This is a genomic window from Chromobacterium piscinae, assembly GCF_021129175.1.
GTDB classification, from domain to species: Bacteria; Pseudomonadota; Gammaproteobacteria; order Burkholderiales; family Chromobacteriaceae; genus Chromobacterium; species Chromobacterium piscinae.
This window is the reverse complement of the sequence record NZ_JAJOHV010000028.1, coordinates 38,218-54,376: the sequence shown is the minus strand read 5'-3', so window position 1 is coordinate 54,376 and position 16,159 is coordinate 38,218. Positions and strand designations below refer to the sequence as shown.

Here is a 16,159-nt window from a genome sequence, read left to right as displayed (position 1 = left end):
CGCCAGCTCCCCGACACCCCTAGGCGACCCCTGCGGCCCGAGAAACCCCGGCAAAACAGCCTTGCTCCAGGCGCCGCCGATCGAAAAAACGGCGGCTTAAAGGCCCCTGGAGCAAGGCTGTTTTGCCGGCACGGGCCGAAGGGGATGTGGTGCCTGTCGACAAACAATCAACGTTAGGACGCTTTAGACCAGAAACCCCAGATATTGCCGTTCCCAGGCGGTGACCTGGCGGTGATAGTCGTTCAGCTCCACCTCCTTCACCGCCAGATAGGCTCGGCTGAAGTCCGCGCCGAACAAGGACTCGGCGCAGCCGGCGGCCATCGCCGCGCAGGCGGCGTCCAGCGTGGTGGGCAGGCTGGCGGCTTGCTGCTTGAACACATTGCCGTGCACCGCCTCGTCCGGGACCAGCTTCTGCTCGATGCCGGCCAGGCCGGCGCCCAGGCTGGCGGCCAGCGCCAGATAGGGGTTGGCGTCGCAGCCGGGCAGGCGGTTTTCCACCCGCCGCGCCTCGGGGCCCGACACCGGCACCCTGAGCCCGACCGAGCGGTTGTCCAGTCCCCAGCTGAGGTTGACCGGCGCCGCCATGCCCTTGACGAAGCGGCGGTAGGAGTTGGGATTGGGGCAGAACAGCGGCATCAGCTCGGGCAGGAAGCGCTGCAGGCCGGCGATGAAGCCGAAGAATTCCGGGCTTCCCGAGCCGTCGGCGCGACTGAAGGCGTTGCGGCCCTGGCGGTCCACCACGCTCTGGTGGATGTGCATCGAGCTGCCGGGCTGGCCGGGCAACGGTTTGGCCATGCACACGGCGCTGAGGCCGTGGCGGTGGGCGATCTCCTTCAGCGCGGTCTTGAACAGGAAGGTGTCGTCGGCCAGCTTCAGCGCGTCGCCGTGCTTGAGGTTGATCTCGAACTGGCTGGGGCCCATCTCGTGCACGCAGGTGTCGGTGGCGATGCCCAGCGTCTCGCAGGCCTGGTACAGCTCGTCGAAGAAGGCTTCCAGCTCGCCCAGCGCGGAGAAGCCGAAGGCGTCGAAGCCGGCTTCGCGGCGGCCGCTGGCAAGCTGGGGCGCTTGGAACGGTTGCGCCGGATCGCCGTGGGCGGCGAACAGGTAGAACTCCAGTTCCGGCGCGACCACTGGCGTCCAGCCATGGGCGTCGTAGCGTGCTAGCACCTGCTTCAGCACCGAGCGCGGCGCCAGCGGCGACAGGCCGCCGTCGTGGTCGACGCAGTCGCAGATCACCATCGCGCGCGGGGTCTTGGCCCAGGGCACCGGACGCAGCGTGTTGTAGTCCGGCGCCAGCGTGACGTCCGGATCGTGTTCGCCGTAGAAGCTGTAGTCGGGAAATTCGCCGATACAGCTTTGCAGCGGCACCGCGCGCGCGATGCGCAGCGGTTGCCCCTTGATGAAGGCGGCGGCGGGCAGGGTCTTGCCGCGGGGAAAACCATGGACGTCGGCAAAGGCGAGCTCGACGTCCCGCGCCTTGCTGTGTTGCAGCCATTCGATGAGGCCTGCCGGCATGCGGGCATCAGACATACGATTCTCCACTGAAGCGTGCTGGGGTTCCTGTCTGTCCTTCGAGCCTGTTCAAAGCCTTTTTGTGGCAGCGGCTATTTTCTACCGGATGCATGGCGCGAAAAACGGCCCGCCGCAGTGTTATTCACTGCAAGGGGCGTTTGACAAAGTCATGCGCCGGCAGAAAGCAGCCCCGAAAGGCAACCCAGCCAGTAGGCCATCTGCGGCGTTGTCAGGCTGGGCCTTGGAATCACCAAGGCCCACGCCCTCCGCCTTGCATCTGGCCTACTGGCTGGGCTGCGCTGTTCGCAAAAAGACTTTAAACAGGCTCGTATTTTTCTTGCTTTCATGGAGCGTGTGCCCGTAGCCATTATGCCAGCCGCAACGGCGGCGGCAAGTGCGGCGATGAGTGGCGCCTGTTTACAACCTTGTTTGCGGGCGTTCCGCGGCCGTTTTCCGCAAACGACCGCTATCGGGAAAGAGACGCCGCGCAGGTCGCTCAGAGCCGGAAGCGGCTGACGGTCTGGTGCAGATTGGTGGCCTGCTGGTCGATGGCGCGCACCGCCTCCACCGCGTGGCTGACCGAGTTCTGGGTTTCCTCGACCACGCCGGCTACCTGTTCGACGTTGCCGGCGATATTGGTGCCGGCCTGGCTCTGCTCGCCCATCGCCACCACCACGTTGTGCACGTGCTCCAGCGCGGTGCTGGCCTGCTGGCTGATCGACTCCAGCGTTTCGGCCGCCTGCTGCACCTGCTCGACGCCGGCCTGCACCGCGGGGCGGATCTCGTCCATGCGGCCGGAGACGTTGCCGGTTTCGTTGATCACCGCCTGCACGATGCTGCTGATCTCGTCGGTGGCGCTGGCGGTGCGCTCGGCCAGCTTGCGCACTTCGTCGGCCACCACCGCGAAGCCGCGGCCCATCTCGCCGGCGCGCGCGGCTTCGATGGCGGCGTTCAGCGCCAGCAGATTGGTCTGGTTGGCGATGTCGCGGATGGTCTCGGCGATGCTGCTGATGCTGCGGCTGCGTTCGGCCAGCTGGCCCACCATGTCGCTGGCGCCGTGGATCTGGTCGGCGATCTGGCGGATGCCGTCGGCGGCGTTGCCGGCCAGAATCTTGCCCTCGCCGGCCAGCTGGGCGGTGTCGCGCGCGCCGGTCTCGGTGTCGCGGGTGCTGGCGCTGACATGGTCTATGCTGACCGACAGCTGCTCGATGGCGGCGGCGGCCGAGGTGGTGGACGAACTGGCGATGCCGGATACCTCATGCACCTTGTCCATGTCGCTGGACAGCTGGTGGCAGGAGTGGTTGATGCTGGAGGTGGCGCGGCCGATCTCCTCTATCATCAGGCGCAGCTTGCCGCGCATGTCGTTCATCGCGCCCAGCAGGCTGTTGGGCCCGCCCTTGACCTGGATATCGACGCTGAGGTCGCCGTCGGCGATCGCCTTGACCACGTCGGCGGCATAGCGCGGCTCGCCGCCCAGCGACTGCAGTATCGAGCGCGACATCCAGCCTACCAGCGCGCCCAGCACCACCACGCAGATCACCGCGACGGCCATCAACGTCCGGGCCTCACTCCAGAACAGCTGGTCGATGTCGTCGATGAAGATGCCGGTGCCTATCGTCCAGTCCCACGGCTCGAAGCGGAACACGCCGTTCAGCTTGGGGAATTCCTGGTCGCCGCTGCCCTTGCGCTTGGTCTGGATCACCAGCACGCCGTAGTGGGCGTCCTTCATCGCATCGTCGTAGGCTTCCACCGTGGTGCGGCCGTCCGGCAGCTTGCTGCCCATGTCCAGCTTGCCGACGCGGTCCTTGCTGGGGTGGAACAGCACGCGATGCTCGCGGTTGCGGCCGAAGAAGTAGATGTCGTCCACCTTCAGCGCGGAGAGCGCGGCGATGGCCTGCTTCTGCGCCTCGGCGCGCGGCATGCCCTTGGCCTCCAGCTGCTGGAAATGGGTGAGGCTGTTCTCCGCCATTTTCAGCAGGTGGACGATCTGCTCGCTTTTTTCTTGATGCAGGGTGGCGCGGGTGGAAAGCAAGGCGACGGTGGACAGTCCGAGCAGCGCCACCAAGCTGGCGACGATGATGATGATCAGGCGAGTATTCAGCTGCATTTTCGACACTCAGGTATAAGGGAACAAGCCGCCGCAGATGCGGCGGCGGCGCGGGCCCGTCGGAGACGGTCCGGCGCCGGCTGATTATGCGTTTCTGTTGTTACAGTCTAGTTCAGGACGCAACCGTCAACATCGCAATTTTCCCTAACCCGGCATTTATGCCGCGGAGACCGGCAAACGCCCGCCGCGGACCGCCGCGTCGAACAGCCGGTAGTCGGTCTCCACCTGGTCGGCGTAGGCCTGCGCGTAGTCGGCCAGCGCCTGGTCGAACTTGTCCGACTCTCCCAGATAGCCGGCGATTTCGGCCGCGCAGCCGCCGGATTTGGCGTGGGCGCGCGCCAGCGTCCAGCCGCAAGCCTGGCCGTAGCTGGCCAGCTCTTCGGCATTGGTGAACGCTTCCAGCGCCGGAGCGGCCTTCATGTCGCGCAGCTGGCGCATGTAGAAGTGATGGCCGTCGGCGCCCTGGGTCCAGCCCAGGAACAGGTCGCTGGTGGCCTGCATCAATCGTTGTCCGAACACCACCCGCTTGCCCTGGTTGCCGTGCACGCATGGCTGGGTGAAGGCCTCCAGCACCGACGGCCGCGCCTCCTTCAACTGCAGGAACAGCGGCTGGTCGTAGTCGTCCTGCAGCAGCAGCGCCAGGCAGCGGGTGCCGACGCTGCCGACGCCCACCACCTTGAAGGCGGCGTCCACCAGCCGGAAGCGTTGCAGCAGCTCGCGGCGGTCTTCCTTCAGGGTGTCGATGTAGCTGGTCAGCATGCGCTGGATCTTGGCCAGGCTGTCGCCGCCCAGCCAGTCGTCGCAGGCGGCCAGCGGACCGTTCCGGTCGTCGAGGTGGAAGATGACCGGCGGGTTGTCGCGCAGCCGCAAGCCGCCGTCCTCCAGGTCGGTCATCTTGGGCAGCAGCCGCTCCTGGGTCTGGTTGCGCGCCTTGCCGGCCACCTTGTTCAATTGCTGGCGCATGCCCTCGTCGGTGGCCTGGGACAGCAATTGTTCGAAATCGACGCGGCAATACCACAGGTCCAGCTGGCTCATCTGCGAGAAAACGCCGAGGCGGCGGCGATAGGTGGCGGCCAGGCGCTGAACGATCTCGCGGGTGGCCTGGGCGTCGAAGCCGCGGCTGCGGCCGGCCAGAACCAGGCTGACCGCCAGCCGCTTGACGTCCCATTCCCAGGGGCCGGGATGGGTCTCGTCGAAATCGTTGATGTCGAACACCAGTTGCCGTTCCGGCGAGGCGAAGAAGCCGAAGTTCATCAGGTGGGCGTCGCCGCAGATCTGCAGGCGCAGGCCGCTGTCGGGGCCGGCGGCCAGGTCGGCGGCCTGGATCATCGCCATGCCGCGGAAGAAGGCGAACGGCGACGCATGCATGCGCGCGTAGCGCAGCGACACCAGCGCGGGCACCCGGCCCTGCGAGGTGGACTCCACCAGCGCCACCACGTCGCGTTCCGGCGCCAGGTGGAGTTCGGCCTGGCTGGAGCGCGGGCATTGGCCGCGACGGGCCTTGCCGTCGGCGTAGTGCTGATCGTACTTGGGATGGGAGGCGGTGGTCATCGGCGGGTCCGTTCGTGGCGTATGCCGTCAGTGTAACCGCGCGGGGCGGGCGGCGCGCCCCCGACACGGTTCGGTAAGCCAGCCAGGTTCCGCCGCCGACGCTTATTCACAGCTTGTTCTGAAATTGTCCACATTATGCACAGGCTGTTGTGGATGAAATCACTTACCCACATTGTCGCAAAGGGATAGGCACTTTTCTGCGAGTTGCCCACAGTCTTATCCCGGGATATCCAGTTTATCCACAGCCAGTCACTGAATGTCGGACTTATCCACAGTCATTTGCGGGCGCAGCCGTGAATCTGCTTCTTCCAGGCCGGGCTGAGCGGCATGCCGTTCAATCTGACCTCAAGCAGGCTGCCTTCGCCTTGCGGCAGGATGTCCACCCGGGTGCCGGAGGCGTCGCTGACCGGGTTGCGCAGCGCCAGGCTGCGGCTGCCGTCGCGCTCGTCGCGGCGCTCGACGAAATCATCGGGGATGTGCAGCTTTTGCAAGCCTTGCTGCAGGCAGTCGGCCACCTGCTGCGGCGGGCGCTGGCTGTTCAGGCTGAGCGAGGGGGCGGCGCGCAGCGGGGTGGCGCAGGCCAGCAGGGACAAGGAGACGACGAGGGGGAGTACGGCGCGGAATAGGAACATCGGCTTCGGCATCGGTTGGTGAAACAATGCCTTTTTGGTGCGCCAATAGCCGCCGCGGGTTCCGTCTTCCGCGGCGGCAAGATGTTAAGCGATGTTACGCGAAGCGGTCGCCGGGCTGGCAGCGGCGCAGAAAGGCCAGCATGTCGGCGACGCGGGCGTCGCCTTCGGCCGGGGCCCAGGCGGCCACATCGGCGTTCGGCAGCGGCTGATATGGGCCGCGCTTCACTTCGAACACCACGCTGCCCGGCTCCAGCGATACCACCGAATGCCAGGTGTTCGCAGGCATCTCGAACACGCGCGCGCCGCCATCGCCCAGCCGATAGCGGGCGACCACGGTTTCGCCGGCGGCATCGAATTCGATCCAGTCCAGCGCGCCGGACAGCATGATCAGCAATTCCGGGCTGCCGGGGTGGCGATGCGGGCGGACATAGGTATCCGGCTCCATGGCGATGGCTAGGCGCTGGACGACGTCATCCAGCTCGGCGTGGATGTTGTGGTGGGCGCGCAGGCGCGGCGCACAGGCGGCCTTGGCGGACAGGTCGGCGAGGTCTTGATTGGTCAGGGTTTTCATTTTTTGACGAGCGCGTGAAAAGCAAAGCGCGATTATGGCGCGAAACGGGGGAATTGTGTCCGGGCGAGTGGCGTTGCTGCAGGGACATGATTGGAAGAGGCCGCTACGAGGTGGTTTTGTGTCCGCTGCGCGGACGGATGATTTTCATGGCGGGGCTGCCCGCCGCGCAGGCAAGGGGGCTGAGCGGCCAGCCCCCTTGCAACCCCAGGCCGCCCCTGCGACCGCGAATTCCCGTTCCGTTGACGGATGGCAAGGCGCCGTCGAACTCGCCCCGCGCTAGCGTCGCGGGGCTCAAACATGCGACGGCTTAAAGCCATCCGCCAACGGAACGGCGCGGGTCGGAAGGGGGAGGGACGGGCGATGCGTGGATGCGTAGCATGGCAAGGAGTGTTGATCGGCTGGAAGTCGACCGGGAGGAGAGAGGGGGCACACAGCCGCAGGGCGACGCATAAGGTTATGCGCCGCCCTGAGCCAGAGAGGTGTTTCGCTTACTGCCGAATCTGCCCGTCGCCCAGTACGATCCATTTCTGGCTGGTCAGGCCGTTAAGGCCGACCGGGCCGCGGGCGTGGATTTTGTCGGTGGAGATGCCGATTTCAGCGCCCAGGCCGTATTCGAAGCCGTCGGCGAAGCGGGTGGAGGCGTTGACCATCACGCTGGCGGAGTCCACCTCGCGCAGGAAGCGGCGCGAACGGCCGTAGTCCTCGGTGACGATGGCGTCGGTGTGGTGGCTGCCCCAGTGATTGATGTGCTCGATCGCCTCGTCCATGTCTTTCACCACTTTCACCGCCAGCACCGGCGCCAGGTATTCGGTGGCCCAGTCCTCGTCGGTGGCGGCCTTGACCTGCTCGCCCAGGATGGCGCGGGTGCGTTCGCAGCCGCGCAGCTCCACGCCTTTCTCCCAATAGGCGCCGGCCAGCCGCGGCAGCATGAATTCGGCGAAGGCGCTGTGCACCAGCAGCGTTTCCATGGTGTTGCAAGTGCCGTAGCGGTGGGTCTTGGCGTTGATGGCGATGTTGAACGCCTTGTCCGGATTGGCGGTGTCGTCGATGTAGACATGGCAGTTGCCGTCCAGATGCTTGATCACCGGCACCCGCGCCTCGGCGCTGATGCGGGCGATCAGGCCCTTGCCGCCGCGGGGCACGATCACGTCCACGTACTCCGGCATCGCGATCAGTTCGCCCACCGCGGCGCGGTCGGTGGTGGCCAGCACCTGCACCGCTTCGGCCGGCAGGCCGGCGGCGGCCAGACCCTCATGCACGCAGGCGGCGATGGCCTGGTTGCTGTGGAAGGCCTCGGAGCCGCCTCGCAGGATGGTGGCGTTGCCGGATTTCAGGCACAGGCCGGCGGCGTCGGCGGTGACGTTGGGGCGGGCTTCGTAGATGATGCCCACCACGCCCAGCGGCACCCGCATCTTGCCCACCTGGATGCCGGACGGGCGGTAGCTCATCTCGTCGATCTCGCCGACCGGGTCCGGCAAGGCGGCGATCTGGCGCAGGCCGTCGGCCATCGCCGCCACGCCCTTGGCGTTGAGGGTCAACCTGTCCAGCATCGCGTCGTCGAGGCCGGCCTGGCGCGCGGCGTCCAGGTCCTGGCGATTGGCGGCCAGGAGCGCGTCCTGTTCGCGGACGATGGCGTCGGCGATGGCGTGGAGCGCGGCGTTTTTCTGGTTGGCGTCGGCGCGGGCCAGCAGGCGCGACGCTTTGCGCGCGGCCTGGCCCAGTTGCTGCATGTATTCTTTGACGTTCATGGCGAAGTGTCCCGGTGCTGTTGTTTTCTGATTGTTTGCAGCTTAAACCAAAGCGCTGACAGCGAACAGAGACAGTCGGAATGTAGATTGGCTATTGTCGGGCAGGCGGTTCGCGCCAGCGTTCGGCCGGCACCGTAATGGGCTGGGCCGGCTGCTCGACGAAGTGCGGCGACATGATCTGCACGCCGAATTCGTTGAAGGCGTCCAGAATCTCGCCGTGTAGCGCGTCGCGCACCGCCGGCGCCTGTTCGCCGCGCGCCAGCTTCGCCTGCAGCTCGTACTCGATGTAGAAGTCTTGCAGCGCCAGCTTGCGCACCTGAGGCGGCGCGGCCGGGTCGATGCCCGCCGTGCGGCGCGCGGCCAGCTCCAATAGCGCCTCCACCTGCCGCCAGGGCGTGTCGTAGCCTATGGTGACGCGGGTGGCGACCATCGCGCCGGCTTCTCCGTCGTGGCGGCTGTAATTGTTGACCAGCCCGCCCACCGCCACCGCGTTGGGAATGGTGACTTCGAAGCCTTGGCCGGTGCGGATCTTGGTGGATAGCGCCGACAGCTCGCTGACGGTGCCTTCGGCCTCGCCTATCTTCACGTAATCGCCTGGGCGCAGCGCGCGGGAGTAGATCAGCACCAGGCCGCTCATCGCGTGGTTCATCAATCCGGCCGAGCCCAGCGTCACCATCAGGCCGAAGAACACGCTGACGCCTTTGAACGCGTCGCTGTTGGCGCCGGGCAGGTAGGGGTAGGCGACGATCAGCGCGAACAGCCACAAGATCACCGACGCCAGCCGGCGGGTGGCGCCCACGGTTTCGGCGTGCAGGCCGGGCAGCTCCAACTGGCCGCGCTCCACCGTGCCGAACAGCAGCCCGAGGCCGCGTCCGATCAGCCGGGCGAGCAAGAAGATCACGGCGACGATGGCGAGTCCGGGCAGCGCCGACAGGAAGTCGTCGGCGATGGTGGCCAGCAATTGGTAGAAGGCGGCGGCCAGCTTGCGTCCCAGCGGCCGGGTATAGGGGAATTGCGCCAGCGTGTAGCCGAGCCAGACATAGCCGGCGACCAGCGCGGACAGCAGAGCGGTGATGTCCACCAGCTGGCGTTCGGCTGCCAGCAGAAAGCGGCGCAGTTGGAGGCGGCCGGCGAGCAGCGGCAACGCGTCCGCCGGCGATTGGGCTAGGCGCCGCCGCGAGGCCGCGCGGGCGCGGGCGATCAGGTACAGCGCGGCGGCGAACAGCGCGCAGGCCAGCAGGGCCAGCAGCGAAGACTGGACGATGCGCTGCGGCGAGCGTTGCTCGAGCACCGCCTGCCGCAGTTCGTTCAGCCTGTCGCGCGCTCGTTCCCCGGCTTGCTCCAGCGTCAGTTGATCGCCTGGGTCGAGATCGCCCTCCAGGATGGTGAACAGCGGCTTGCCGCGCACGCTCAACGCCAGGCCGCGCAGCCGGCCGTCGGCGAAGGGCGCGGCTTGCACCGGTTGGCGCAGATCCTCAGGTTGGAGCGCATTGATGCGCTCCAGCGTGCGTTGCAGCCGTTGCTCCGGCGTCAGGCTGCCTTGCCCGGCGAGGAAAAGAAAGATGGGGCGGTTGTCCAGCATCAGCGTGCGGGCTTGGTCGGCGGCGGACGGGGTGGCGCGGGGTTCCGCGGCGTGGACAAGCAGCGGGAGCGATAACAACAGCGGCAGCAGGCAGCGGCGGATCAGGGACATGGCGGCTCCGGTCGGCGGCGATGATATCGGCATCATCGCACAGCCGGAGCCGTTCGGCATCCGCCGGCGCGCGCGTCAGCGCGGGCTGGGTTGCAGCCGGGTCAGTTCGGCGGCGCGGGCGGCGGTGGACGCCAGCTCGCAGTCGGCGGCCACCAGCGATTCGGCGGTGCCGCCGTCAGGATCGACGTAGGCGCTGCAGTTGGCGGCGCGGTATTTCAGCCACAGCCGCTGGGCGGTTTGCAGCCTTTGCTGGCGCTTGGCGGGCAAGGCGGCCATCAGCTTGCGGTATGTGTCGTTCAGCTGCTTGTCCTGGCGCGCGTGTTCTGCCGAGAGGCAATCCAGCATGCCGGCGGTGACGCCGCCGGCCTGGTCCATGCACTGGTCGTAATGGTGGCTGTACATCGCCTCTTCGGCGCAGGCGAAGGCGCGGAAGGACAGGAGGCCGAGCAGCAGCAGGGCGGACAGGCGTAGGACGTATCGAGTCATGTTTTTATGTTTTTCCAAGGTGCGCACGCGGAATGATGGGGGAAGCCGGCCCGCGGGGGCGGGCCGGCCATGGGGCTTAGAGCTGCAGCGCGCCGGTCAGGTCGCCCGGCGGCTGCGCGCCGCGCTCGCGGAAGGCCTGGTTGCGAACCTTGACGCCCTCCAGCTCCGGCAGGCCGTGCAGGCGGCTGATGAAGCGGATGATGGAGGTGGTGTCGTAGAAGGTGTGGTCGACATGGCCTTTTTTGGCGAACGGCGACACCACGATGGCCGGGATGCGGCTGCCCGGACCCCAGCGGTCGCCCTTGGGCGGGGCCACGTGGTCCCACCAGCCGCCGTTCTCGTCGTGGGTGATGACCACCACCATGTTCTTCCATTGCGGGCCGCTCATCAGGTGCTGCAGCACGTTGGCCACGTGGCGGTCGCCGCTCTCCACGTCGGAGTAGCCGGCGTGCATGTTCAGATTGCCCTGCGGCTTGTAGAAGGCCACCGCCGGCAGCTTGCCGGCCACCGCGTCTGCGATGAAGCGGTTGCTGATCGGGCTGTCGCCCAGGCCGCCATCGCGCAGGTGCGCCTCGCGGGCCTTGGTGCCGGGCGCGAAGTTCTTGAAGTAGTTGAACGGCTGGTGGTGGTACTGGAAGTTGGGCGCGTCCGGGCCGCCCTTGCCGTCCAGCGCCGCTTGCCAGCTGCCGCCGTACCAGGCCCAGTTGACGCCCTTGCGCGACAACAGGTCGCCGATGGTGTCGTAGGTTTGCGGCGGCAGGGTGCTGGCGTCGGCCGGGTCGGCGTAGCGCTTGTCGCCGCCCTCGGCCGGCTTGACGTAGCTGGGTTGGAATGGCGGGGCCATGGTGTTGACCGCGTAGCCGTCCGGCGTGATCGCGCCGTTGTTGACGAATTGCGGCGGGCCGTCCATCGCCGAACTGGGCGCTTTCACCTTCAGCTTGTAGCCCTTGGGGCCGTCGTCCAGCACGGCGATCTTCTTCGCCGCCGCGGTGTCCTTGGCGTTGAAGTATTCCGGCGTGCGGGCGGAGATCAGGAACTGGTGGTTCAAGTAGGAACCGCCGAAGGCCGCCATGAAGAAGTTGTCGCACAGCGTGTATTGCTGGGCGATCTTCCATTGGTTGAGGTTCTTCGCGGTTTCGCTGTAATAGCCCATCACCAGCGCGCCGGAGTCGGCCCAGGCGGCGAACTGGTCGTTTCGGCCGCCGTTGATCTGCATCTGGTTCTGGTAGAACAAATGCCACAGGTCGCGGGTGATCACGGCTTCCGGCAGCGGCTCGCCGTCGGCGTCCTTCAGCGGGAACGGGCCGTTGGGCAGGTTCTGGATCTTGTCTTCCTCGATCAGGTAGTACTTGCCGGCCACGGTCTGGCCGCGCTGCACCATGCCGCCCCAGATCTTGGGCAGGTTCTTCAGCCTGGAGCCGTCGCGGTCCAGCTGGATACAGGCTTCGGCCGGGGCCTTGGACAGCGGGTGCTTCACGCCGGGGAAGTTGCCGTACAGATTGTTGAAACTGCGGTTTTCCAGGTAGATCACCACCACGTTCTTCACGTGATGGCGCAGCCTGTCGTCCAGCGGGCCGTGGGCGCTCGGCGCGGCGTCGGCCGCCTGGCTGGCGACGGCGGGCAGCACGCCGGCGGCGCCGATGGCGGCCAGGCCTTCGAACAGGAGGCGGCGCGACGGGTCCTGCGGCGCGGTTTCGGGAGTGGTTTCGGGCGTATCGTGTTCGGACATGGCGATTATCCTGTGGTGCTGGACGTACAGCGGGAAACCGCCACTTTACTCCGCTTTGATGTCTATCTGAAGGCGATCAATCGTTTCGCATGGCGGCGCGCGCCTCGGCCAGCAGCGGGAAGAGCTCGGTGCGGAAGCGGGCCAGCCGCTCGGGGAAGAGCAGCCCTTCTACGATGACGCCGCCGTCGCGCTCCAGCGCGGCTGCGATGCCGGATGCGGGGTGATCGGGAGAAAAGCGTTGCAGAGCGGTCATGGCGCCTCCTGCCAAGATCAATTGAAAGGAGACTATTGGCGTCGAGGCGTGGCGGGAAAACTGGCTGTCGGTACAGTCAGCCGCGGCGCTGGCGCGCGATCAGCCGCTGCAGCGCGCGCTTGACGTCGGGGTGGCTGATGCAGTCTGACGCCTGTTCCATGCCGTCCAGCGCGGTTTCGCTGATCGCCAGCGTCTTCGGTTTTTTGACGCGGACCAGCTGCAGCGCCACCTTGACTCGCACCTTGGACGCCGGATAGCCCTGCTGCGCCAGCTGCGGCAGCAGCCCGGGCGCGGTCATCCGCAGCCGGGCGGCGACGATGCCGTTGTCGGCGTGGATCACCAGCTCGTCGTCGCGGATGCGCACCGCGCGGCAAGCCTCGCCCATCGCCGGCGGAATCAGCTTCTTGAAGGCGCGGTCCAGCGCCATCAGCTCGTGCGCGGCGGCGGAGAGGCGGGCCAGGGTCTGGTCCTGGCGGGTGATGTCGTTGAGCGGGCGTCCGGACATGGGCGTGGGGGGAAACGGTCGATGCCGTATTGTAGCATCGAGCGGGCTTGCGGCCGGCGAAACAAAGCGGGCGCCGTCCGGGCGCCCGTTGTCGTGGCCCGCGGAAGCTTACTGGCCGCCCTCGACGTCTTCCAGGCTGAAGGTCTCGGTGTGGTCGTTGTAGGAGAAGATTTCGGCGTAGCGGCCCCAGCTGATCACGGTGTCCAGCGTTTCCTCGGCCGACTGATCGGACAGCGAGTCTTCCAGCTCCTGGGCGAAACGCAGCCGCGGCGCGCGCTGGCCCGGGCGCTCCTGCAGCACTTTGCGGATGTGGGCGGCCATCGGCACGTGGCGCAGCAGGTGTTCGGCGAACATCACCTTGCGCTCCTGGGTGCCGTAGTCGGCGAACAGCTTGCCGGCGGCGGTCAGCAGCATGTCGCCGTCTTTCAGCTCGACGAAACCCAGGTGCTCCAGCACCTCGGCCACCGGGAACAGGTCGTCCACCTCCAGCAGCAGCTTCTCGGCGATTTCCGGCATGTCGGCCTTGCCGAAGTAGGGCTCTTGCGCCACTTCTTCGATCAGGCCGGCCATCAGGTTGGTGGACACCTCGGTCAGGTGGCTGCCGATCTCGAGCGGCAGCTTGTGCAGCGTGTGGGCGCTGCGGCGCGCGGTCATCAGCGCGTAGATGTCGTCCACCATCTTGCGGAAGGCCGGGTCCAGCCGGTTGCGGCGGTGCGGGAACGGCACCTTGATCTCGGCCACCACGCGGCCGGGGTTGGACGACAGCACCAGGATGCGGTCGCACATGAATACGGCTTCTTCGATGTTGTGGGTGACGATCAGCACCGACTTGATCGGCAGCTGGCCTTCGCTCCACAGGTCCAGCATGTCGGTGCGCAGCGTCTCGGCGGTCAGCACGTCCAGCGCCGAGAACGGCTCGTCCATCAGCAGCAGCGTCGGGTTGACCACCAGGCCGCGGGCGAAGCCGACGCGCTGGCGCATGCCGCCGGACAGCTCGCGCGGGTAGGCGTTTTCAAAGCCGTCCAGGCCGATCAGGTCGATCGCGGCCAGCGCGCGGCGGCGGCGCTCCTTGGCGTCCACGCCCAGCGCCTCCAGGCCGGCCTCCACGTTCTGCAGCACGGTCAGCCACGGGAACAGCGCGAAGGTCTGGAACACCATGGCCACGCCTTCGGCCGGCCCCTTCAGCGGCTTGCCCTGGTAGCTGACCTCGCCGCCGCTTTGCGGGATCAGGCCGGCGATGATGCGCAGCAGCGTGGACTTGCCGGAGCCGGAGCGGCCCAACAGGCCGACGATCTCGCCTTCGCGCAGCGTCAGGTTCACATCGTCCAGCACCTGGATCTCGTCGCTGCCCTTGGAGAAGCCGCGGCAGACGTTCTTCAGCTTGAAGATTTCCTGTCCCAGGGCGTTGTTTTCGGTAGTCATGCTTGATGCCCCCTTAGTTGAGACGGAGTTTGTTTTCGGCGATGGCGTACATCGGGCGCCACAGCAGGCGGTTGAACAGCACCACGAACAGCGACATCACCACGATGCCGAGCAGGATCTTGGGGTAGTCGCCGGCGGCGGTGGTCTGCGCGATGTAGGCGCCCAGGCCGTGGGCGGCCAGCTTGTCGTCGCCCCAGGACACGAATTCGGACACGATGCTGGCGTTCCAGGCGCCGCCGGACGCGGTGATCGCGCCGGTGACGTAGTAGGGGAAGATGCCCGGCAGCATCACCTTGCGCCACCATTGCCAGCCGCGGATGCGGAAGTTGGCGGCGGCTTCCTTGAAGTCGTTGGGGAAGGCGGTGGCGCCGGCGATGACGTTGAACAGGATGTACCACTGGGTGCCCAGCACGATCAGCGGCGACAGCCAGATGTCCGGGTTCAGCTTGTAGTGGACGATGAAGATCACGAATACCGGGAACAGCAGGTTGGCCGGGAAGGCGGCCAGGAACTGCGCCAGCGGCTGGACCTTTTCGGCCAGCCGGGGACGCAGGCCGATCAGCACGCCCAGCGGCACCCAGATCACCGACGCGACGGCGATCAGCAGGCTGACGCGCACCAGCGTGATCAGGCCCAGGCCGAACACCCTCAATACCTCCCACGCGCCCACTTCGGTGGCGATGAAGTGCACCAGCTTGCTGGCGACGGCGACGGCGAGCAGCGCCACCAGCGCCCACCACAGCACGTCGATGCCGCGCGACACCGGGGTGTGGTCTTCCGAGTGGATGCCCTTGGGCAGGCTGACGTTCAGCCGTAGGCGGGCGATCTTCTTCAGCAGCTTGCCGAAGGGCTTGAGCAGTTGCTGGATGAAATGGGTGCGCTGGATCAGGTTCAGCACCCACGATTCCGGCGCGTTCTGGCTGGCGGTGTCCTCCAGGCGGAACTTGTCGGCCCAGGCCACTAGGGGTCGGAACAAGAACTGGTCGTAGATCAGGATCACCACCGACATGGTCAGAATCACCCAGCCGACAGCGGCCAGATCCTTGTTCTGGATCGCCAGCGCCAGGTAGGAGCCGACGCCGGGCAGCATCACGGTCTTGTCGCCGACGGTGATCGCCTCCGACGCCACCACGAAGAACCAGCCGCCGGACATGCTCATCATCATGTTCCAGATCATGCCGGGCATCGCGTACGGCACTTCCAGCTTCCAGAACTTCTGCCAGGCGGTCAGCCTGAGATTGACCGATACCTCCTGCAAGTCGCGCGGCACGGTGCGCAGCGATTGGTAGAAGCTGAAGGTCATGTTCCACGCCTGGCTGGTGAAGATGGCGAAGATGGCGGCGAACTCGGCGCCCAGCACCCGGCCGGGGAACAAGGCCAGGAAGAAGGTGACGGTGAACGAGATGTAGCCCAGCACCGGCACCGATTGCAGGATGTCCAGTATCGGCACCAGCAAGAGGCCGGCGCGGCGGCTCTTGGCGGCCAGCGTGCCGTAGACCAGGGTGAAGGCCAGCGCGGCGGCCATCGCCGCCAGCATGCGCAGCGTGGTGCGCAGCGCGTATTCGGGCAGGTTGCCAGGCTCCAGCGAGATCGGCGCGGTCTGCAGCGCGGTGATCGGGGCCCAGGTTTCGCGGATGCCGGTGGTGGCCATCAGCAAAAAGCCCAGGATCAGCGGAAACGCGATCAGGTCCCAGCGGTTGGGGATCAGCCGCCGGGCGGTGGCGGGCATGAAGTAGCGGACGGCGGTGGTCATCAGGCCTCTCCGTTTTCTATGTTTATCGCGGCGGGCGGCAACCGGCCCGCTTCTATTATGACAACTCTGGAGCGGGTGGCGGATGGCGTCATCGACGTTCGGCATGCCGAGCGTCGCGCAACGATGCGTCCGCCATGTCAAAAGCCGTGCTGGAGAGCATTGCAAGCAATCCCGGAAGCAGGGTCGCGCCTCCGGTT

13 protein-coding genes are annotated in these 16,159 nt (G+C 66.7%); all 13 read right to left on the bottom strand.

The annotated features are described in order from the left end of the window. Window positions 1-183: 183 nt before the first annotated feature. On the bottom strand, window positions 184-1,530 hold the full coding sequence (locus LQR33_RS10230) for a glutamine synthetase family protein (protein ID WP_231468794.1): 1,347 nt from the start codon (window positions 1,528-1,530) through the stop codon (window positions 184-186). A 478-nt stretch (window positions 1,531-2,008) separates the two neighbouring features. Further along, window positions 2,009-3,619, bottom strand: coding sequence for a methyl-accepting chemotaxis protein (locus LQR33_RS10225; protein ID WP_221665888.1), 1,611 nt, complete (start codon window positions 3,617-3,619; stop codon window positions 2,009-2,011). A 156-nt stretch (window positions 3,620-3,775) separates the two neighbouring features. After that, window positions 3,776-5,170: a DUF2252 domain-containing protein gene (locus tag LQR33_RS10220; protein WP_221665889.1), complete on the bottom strand. Its 1,395-nt coding sequence runs from the start codon at window positions 5,168-5,170 to the stop codon at window positions 3,776-3,778. A gap of 275 nt (window positions 5,171-5,445) precedes the next feature. Further along, a complete protein-coding gene (locus LQR33_RS10215) occupies window positions 5,446-5,802 on the bottom strand; it encodes a hypothetical protein (RefSeq protein ID WP_144410291.1) in 357 nt (118 codons plus the stop codon). Window positions 5,803-5,896: 94 nt separating this feature from the next. Continuing rightward, the gene (locus tag LQR33_RS10210) at window positions 5,897-6,373 is read right to left on the bottom strand and encodes a WbuC family cupin fold metalloprotein (protein ID WP_166439852.1); all 477 of its coding nucleotides are present in this window, start codon (window positions 6,371-6,373) and stop codon (window positions 5,897-5,899) included. A 488-nt stretch (window positions 6,374-6,861) separates the two neighbouring features. After that, window positions 6,862-8,121 carry a glutamate-5-semialdehyde dehydrogenase gene (locus tag LQR33_RS10205; RefSeq protein WP_231468791.1) on the bottom strand — a complete coding sequence of 420 codons (1,260 nt, stop codon included), beginning with the start codon at window positions 8,119-8,121 and terminating at the stop codon, window positions 6,862-6,864. A gap of 91 nt (window positions 8,122-8,212) precedes the next feature. After that, window positions 8,213-9,814: a mechanosensitive ion channel family protein gene (locus tag LQR33_RS10200; protein WP_231468789.1), complete on the bottom strand. Its 1,602-nt coding sequence runs from the start codon at window positions 9,812-9,814 to the stop codon at window positions 8,213-8,215. Between the two features lie 75 nt (window positions 9,815-9,889). Next, on the bottom strand, window positions 9,890-10,300 hold the full coding sequence (locus LQR33_RS10195; RefSeq protein ID WP_205692532.1) for a lysozyme inhibitor LprI family protein: 411 nt from the start codon (window positions 10,298-10,300) through the stop codon (window positions 9,890-9,892). 76 nt (window positions 10,301-10,376) lie between these two features. Beyond that, window positions 10,377-12,029: an acid phosphatase gene (locus LQR33_RS10190; RefSeq protein WP_166439849.1), complete on the bottom strand. Its 1,653-nt coding sequence runs from the start codon at window positions 12,027-12,029 to the stop codon at window positions 10,377-10,379. 76 nt (window positions 12,030-12,105) lie between these two features. Next, window positions 12,106-12,282, bottom strand: a complete 177-nt coding sequence (locus LQR33_RS10185; RefSeq protein ID WP_166439848.1) for a hypothetical protein — start codon at window positions 12,280-12,282, stop codon at window positions 12,106-12,108. Window positions 12,283-12,358: 76 nt separating this feature from the next. After that, window positions 12,359-12,787 (bottom strand): DUF721 domain-containing protein, encoded by a 429-nt coding sequence (locus tag LQR33_RS10180; RefSeq protein WP_021475559.1) that lies wholly within the window; start codon window positions 12,785-12,787, stop codon window positions 12,359-12,361. A gap of 108 nt (window positions 12,788-12,895) precedes the next feature. Beyond that, on the bottom strand, window positions 12,896-14,209 hold the full coding sequence (locus LQR33_RS10175) for an ABC transporter ATP-binding protein (RefSeq protein WP_166439846.1): 1,314 nt from the start codon (window positions 14,207-14,209) through the stop codon (window positions 12,896-12,898). Window positions 14,210-14,222: 13 nt separating this feature from the next. Then, window positions 14,223-15,962, bottom strand: a complete 1,740-nt coding sequence (locus tag LQR33_RS10170; protein WP_231468787.1) for an ABC transporter permease — start codon at window positions 15,960-15,962, stop codon at window positions 14,223-14,225. Window positions 15,963-16,159: the final 197 nt, after the last annotated feature.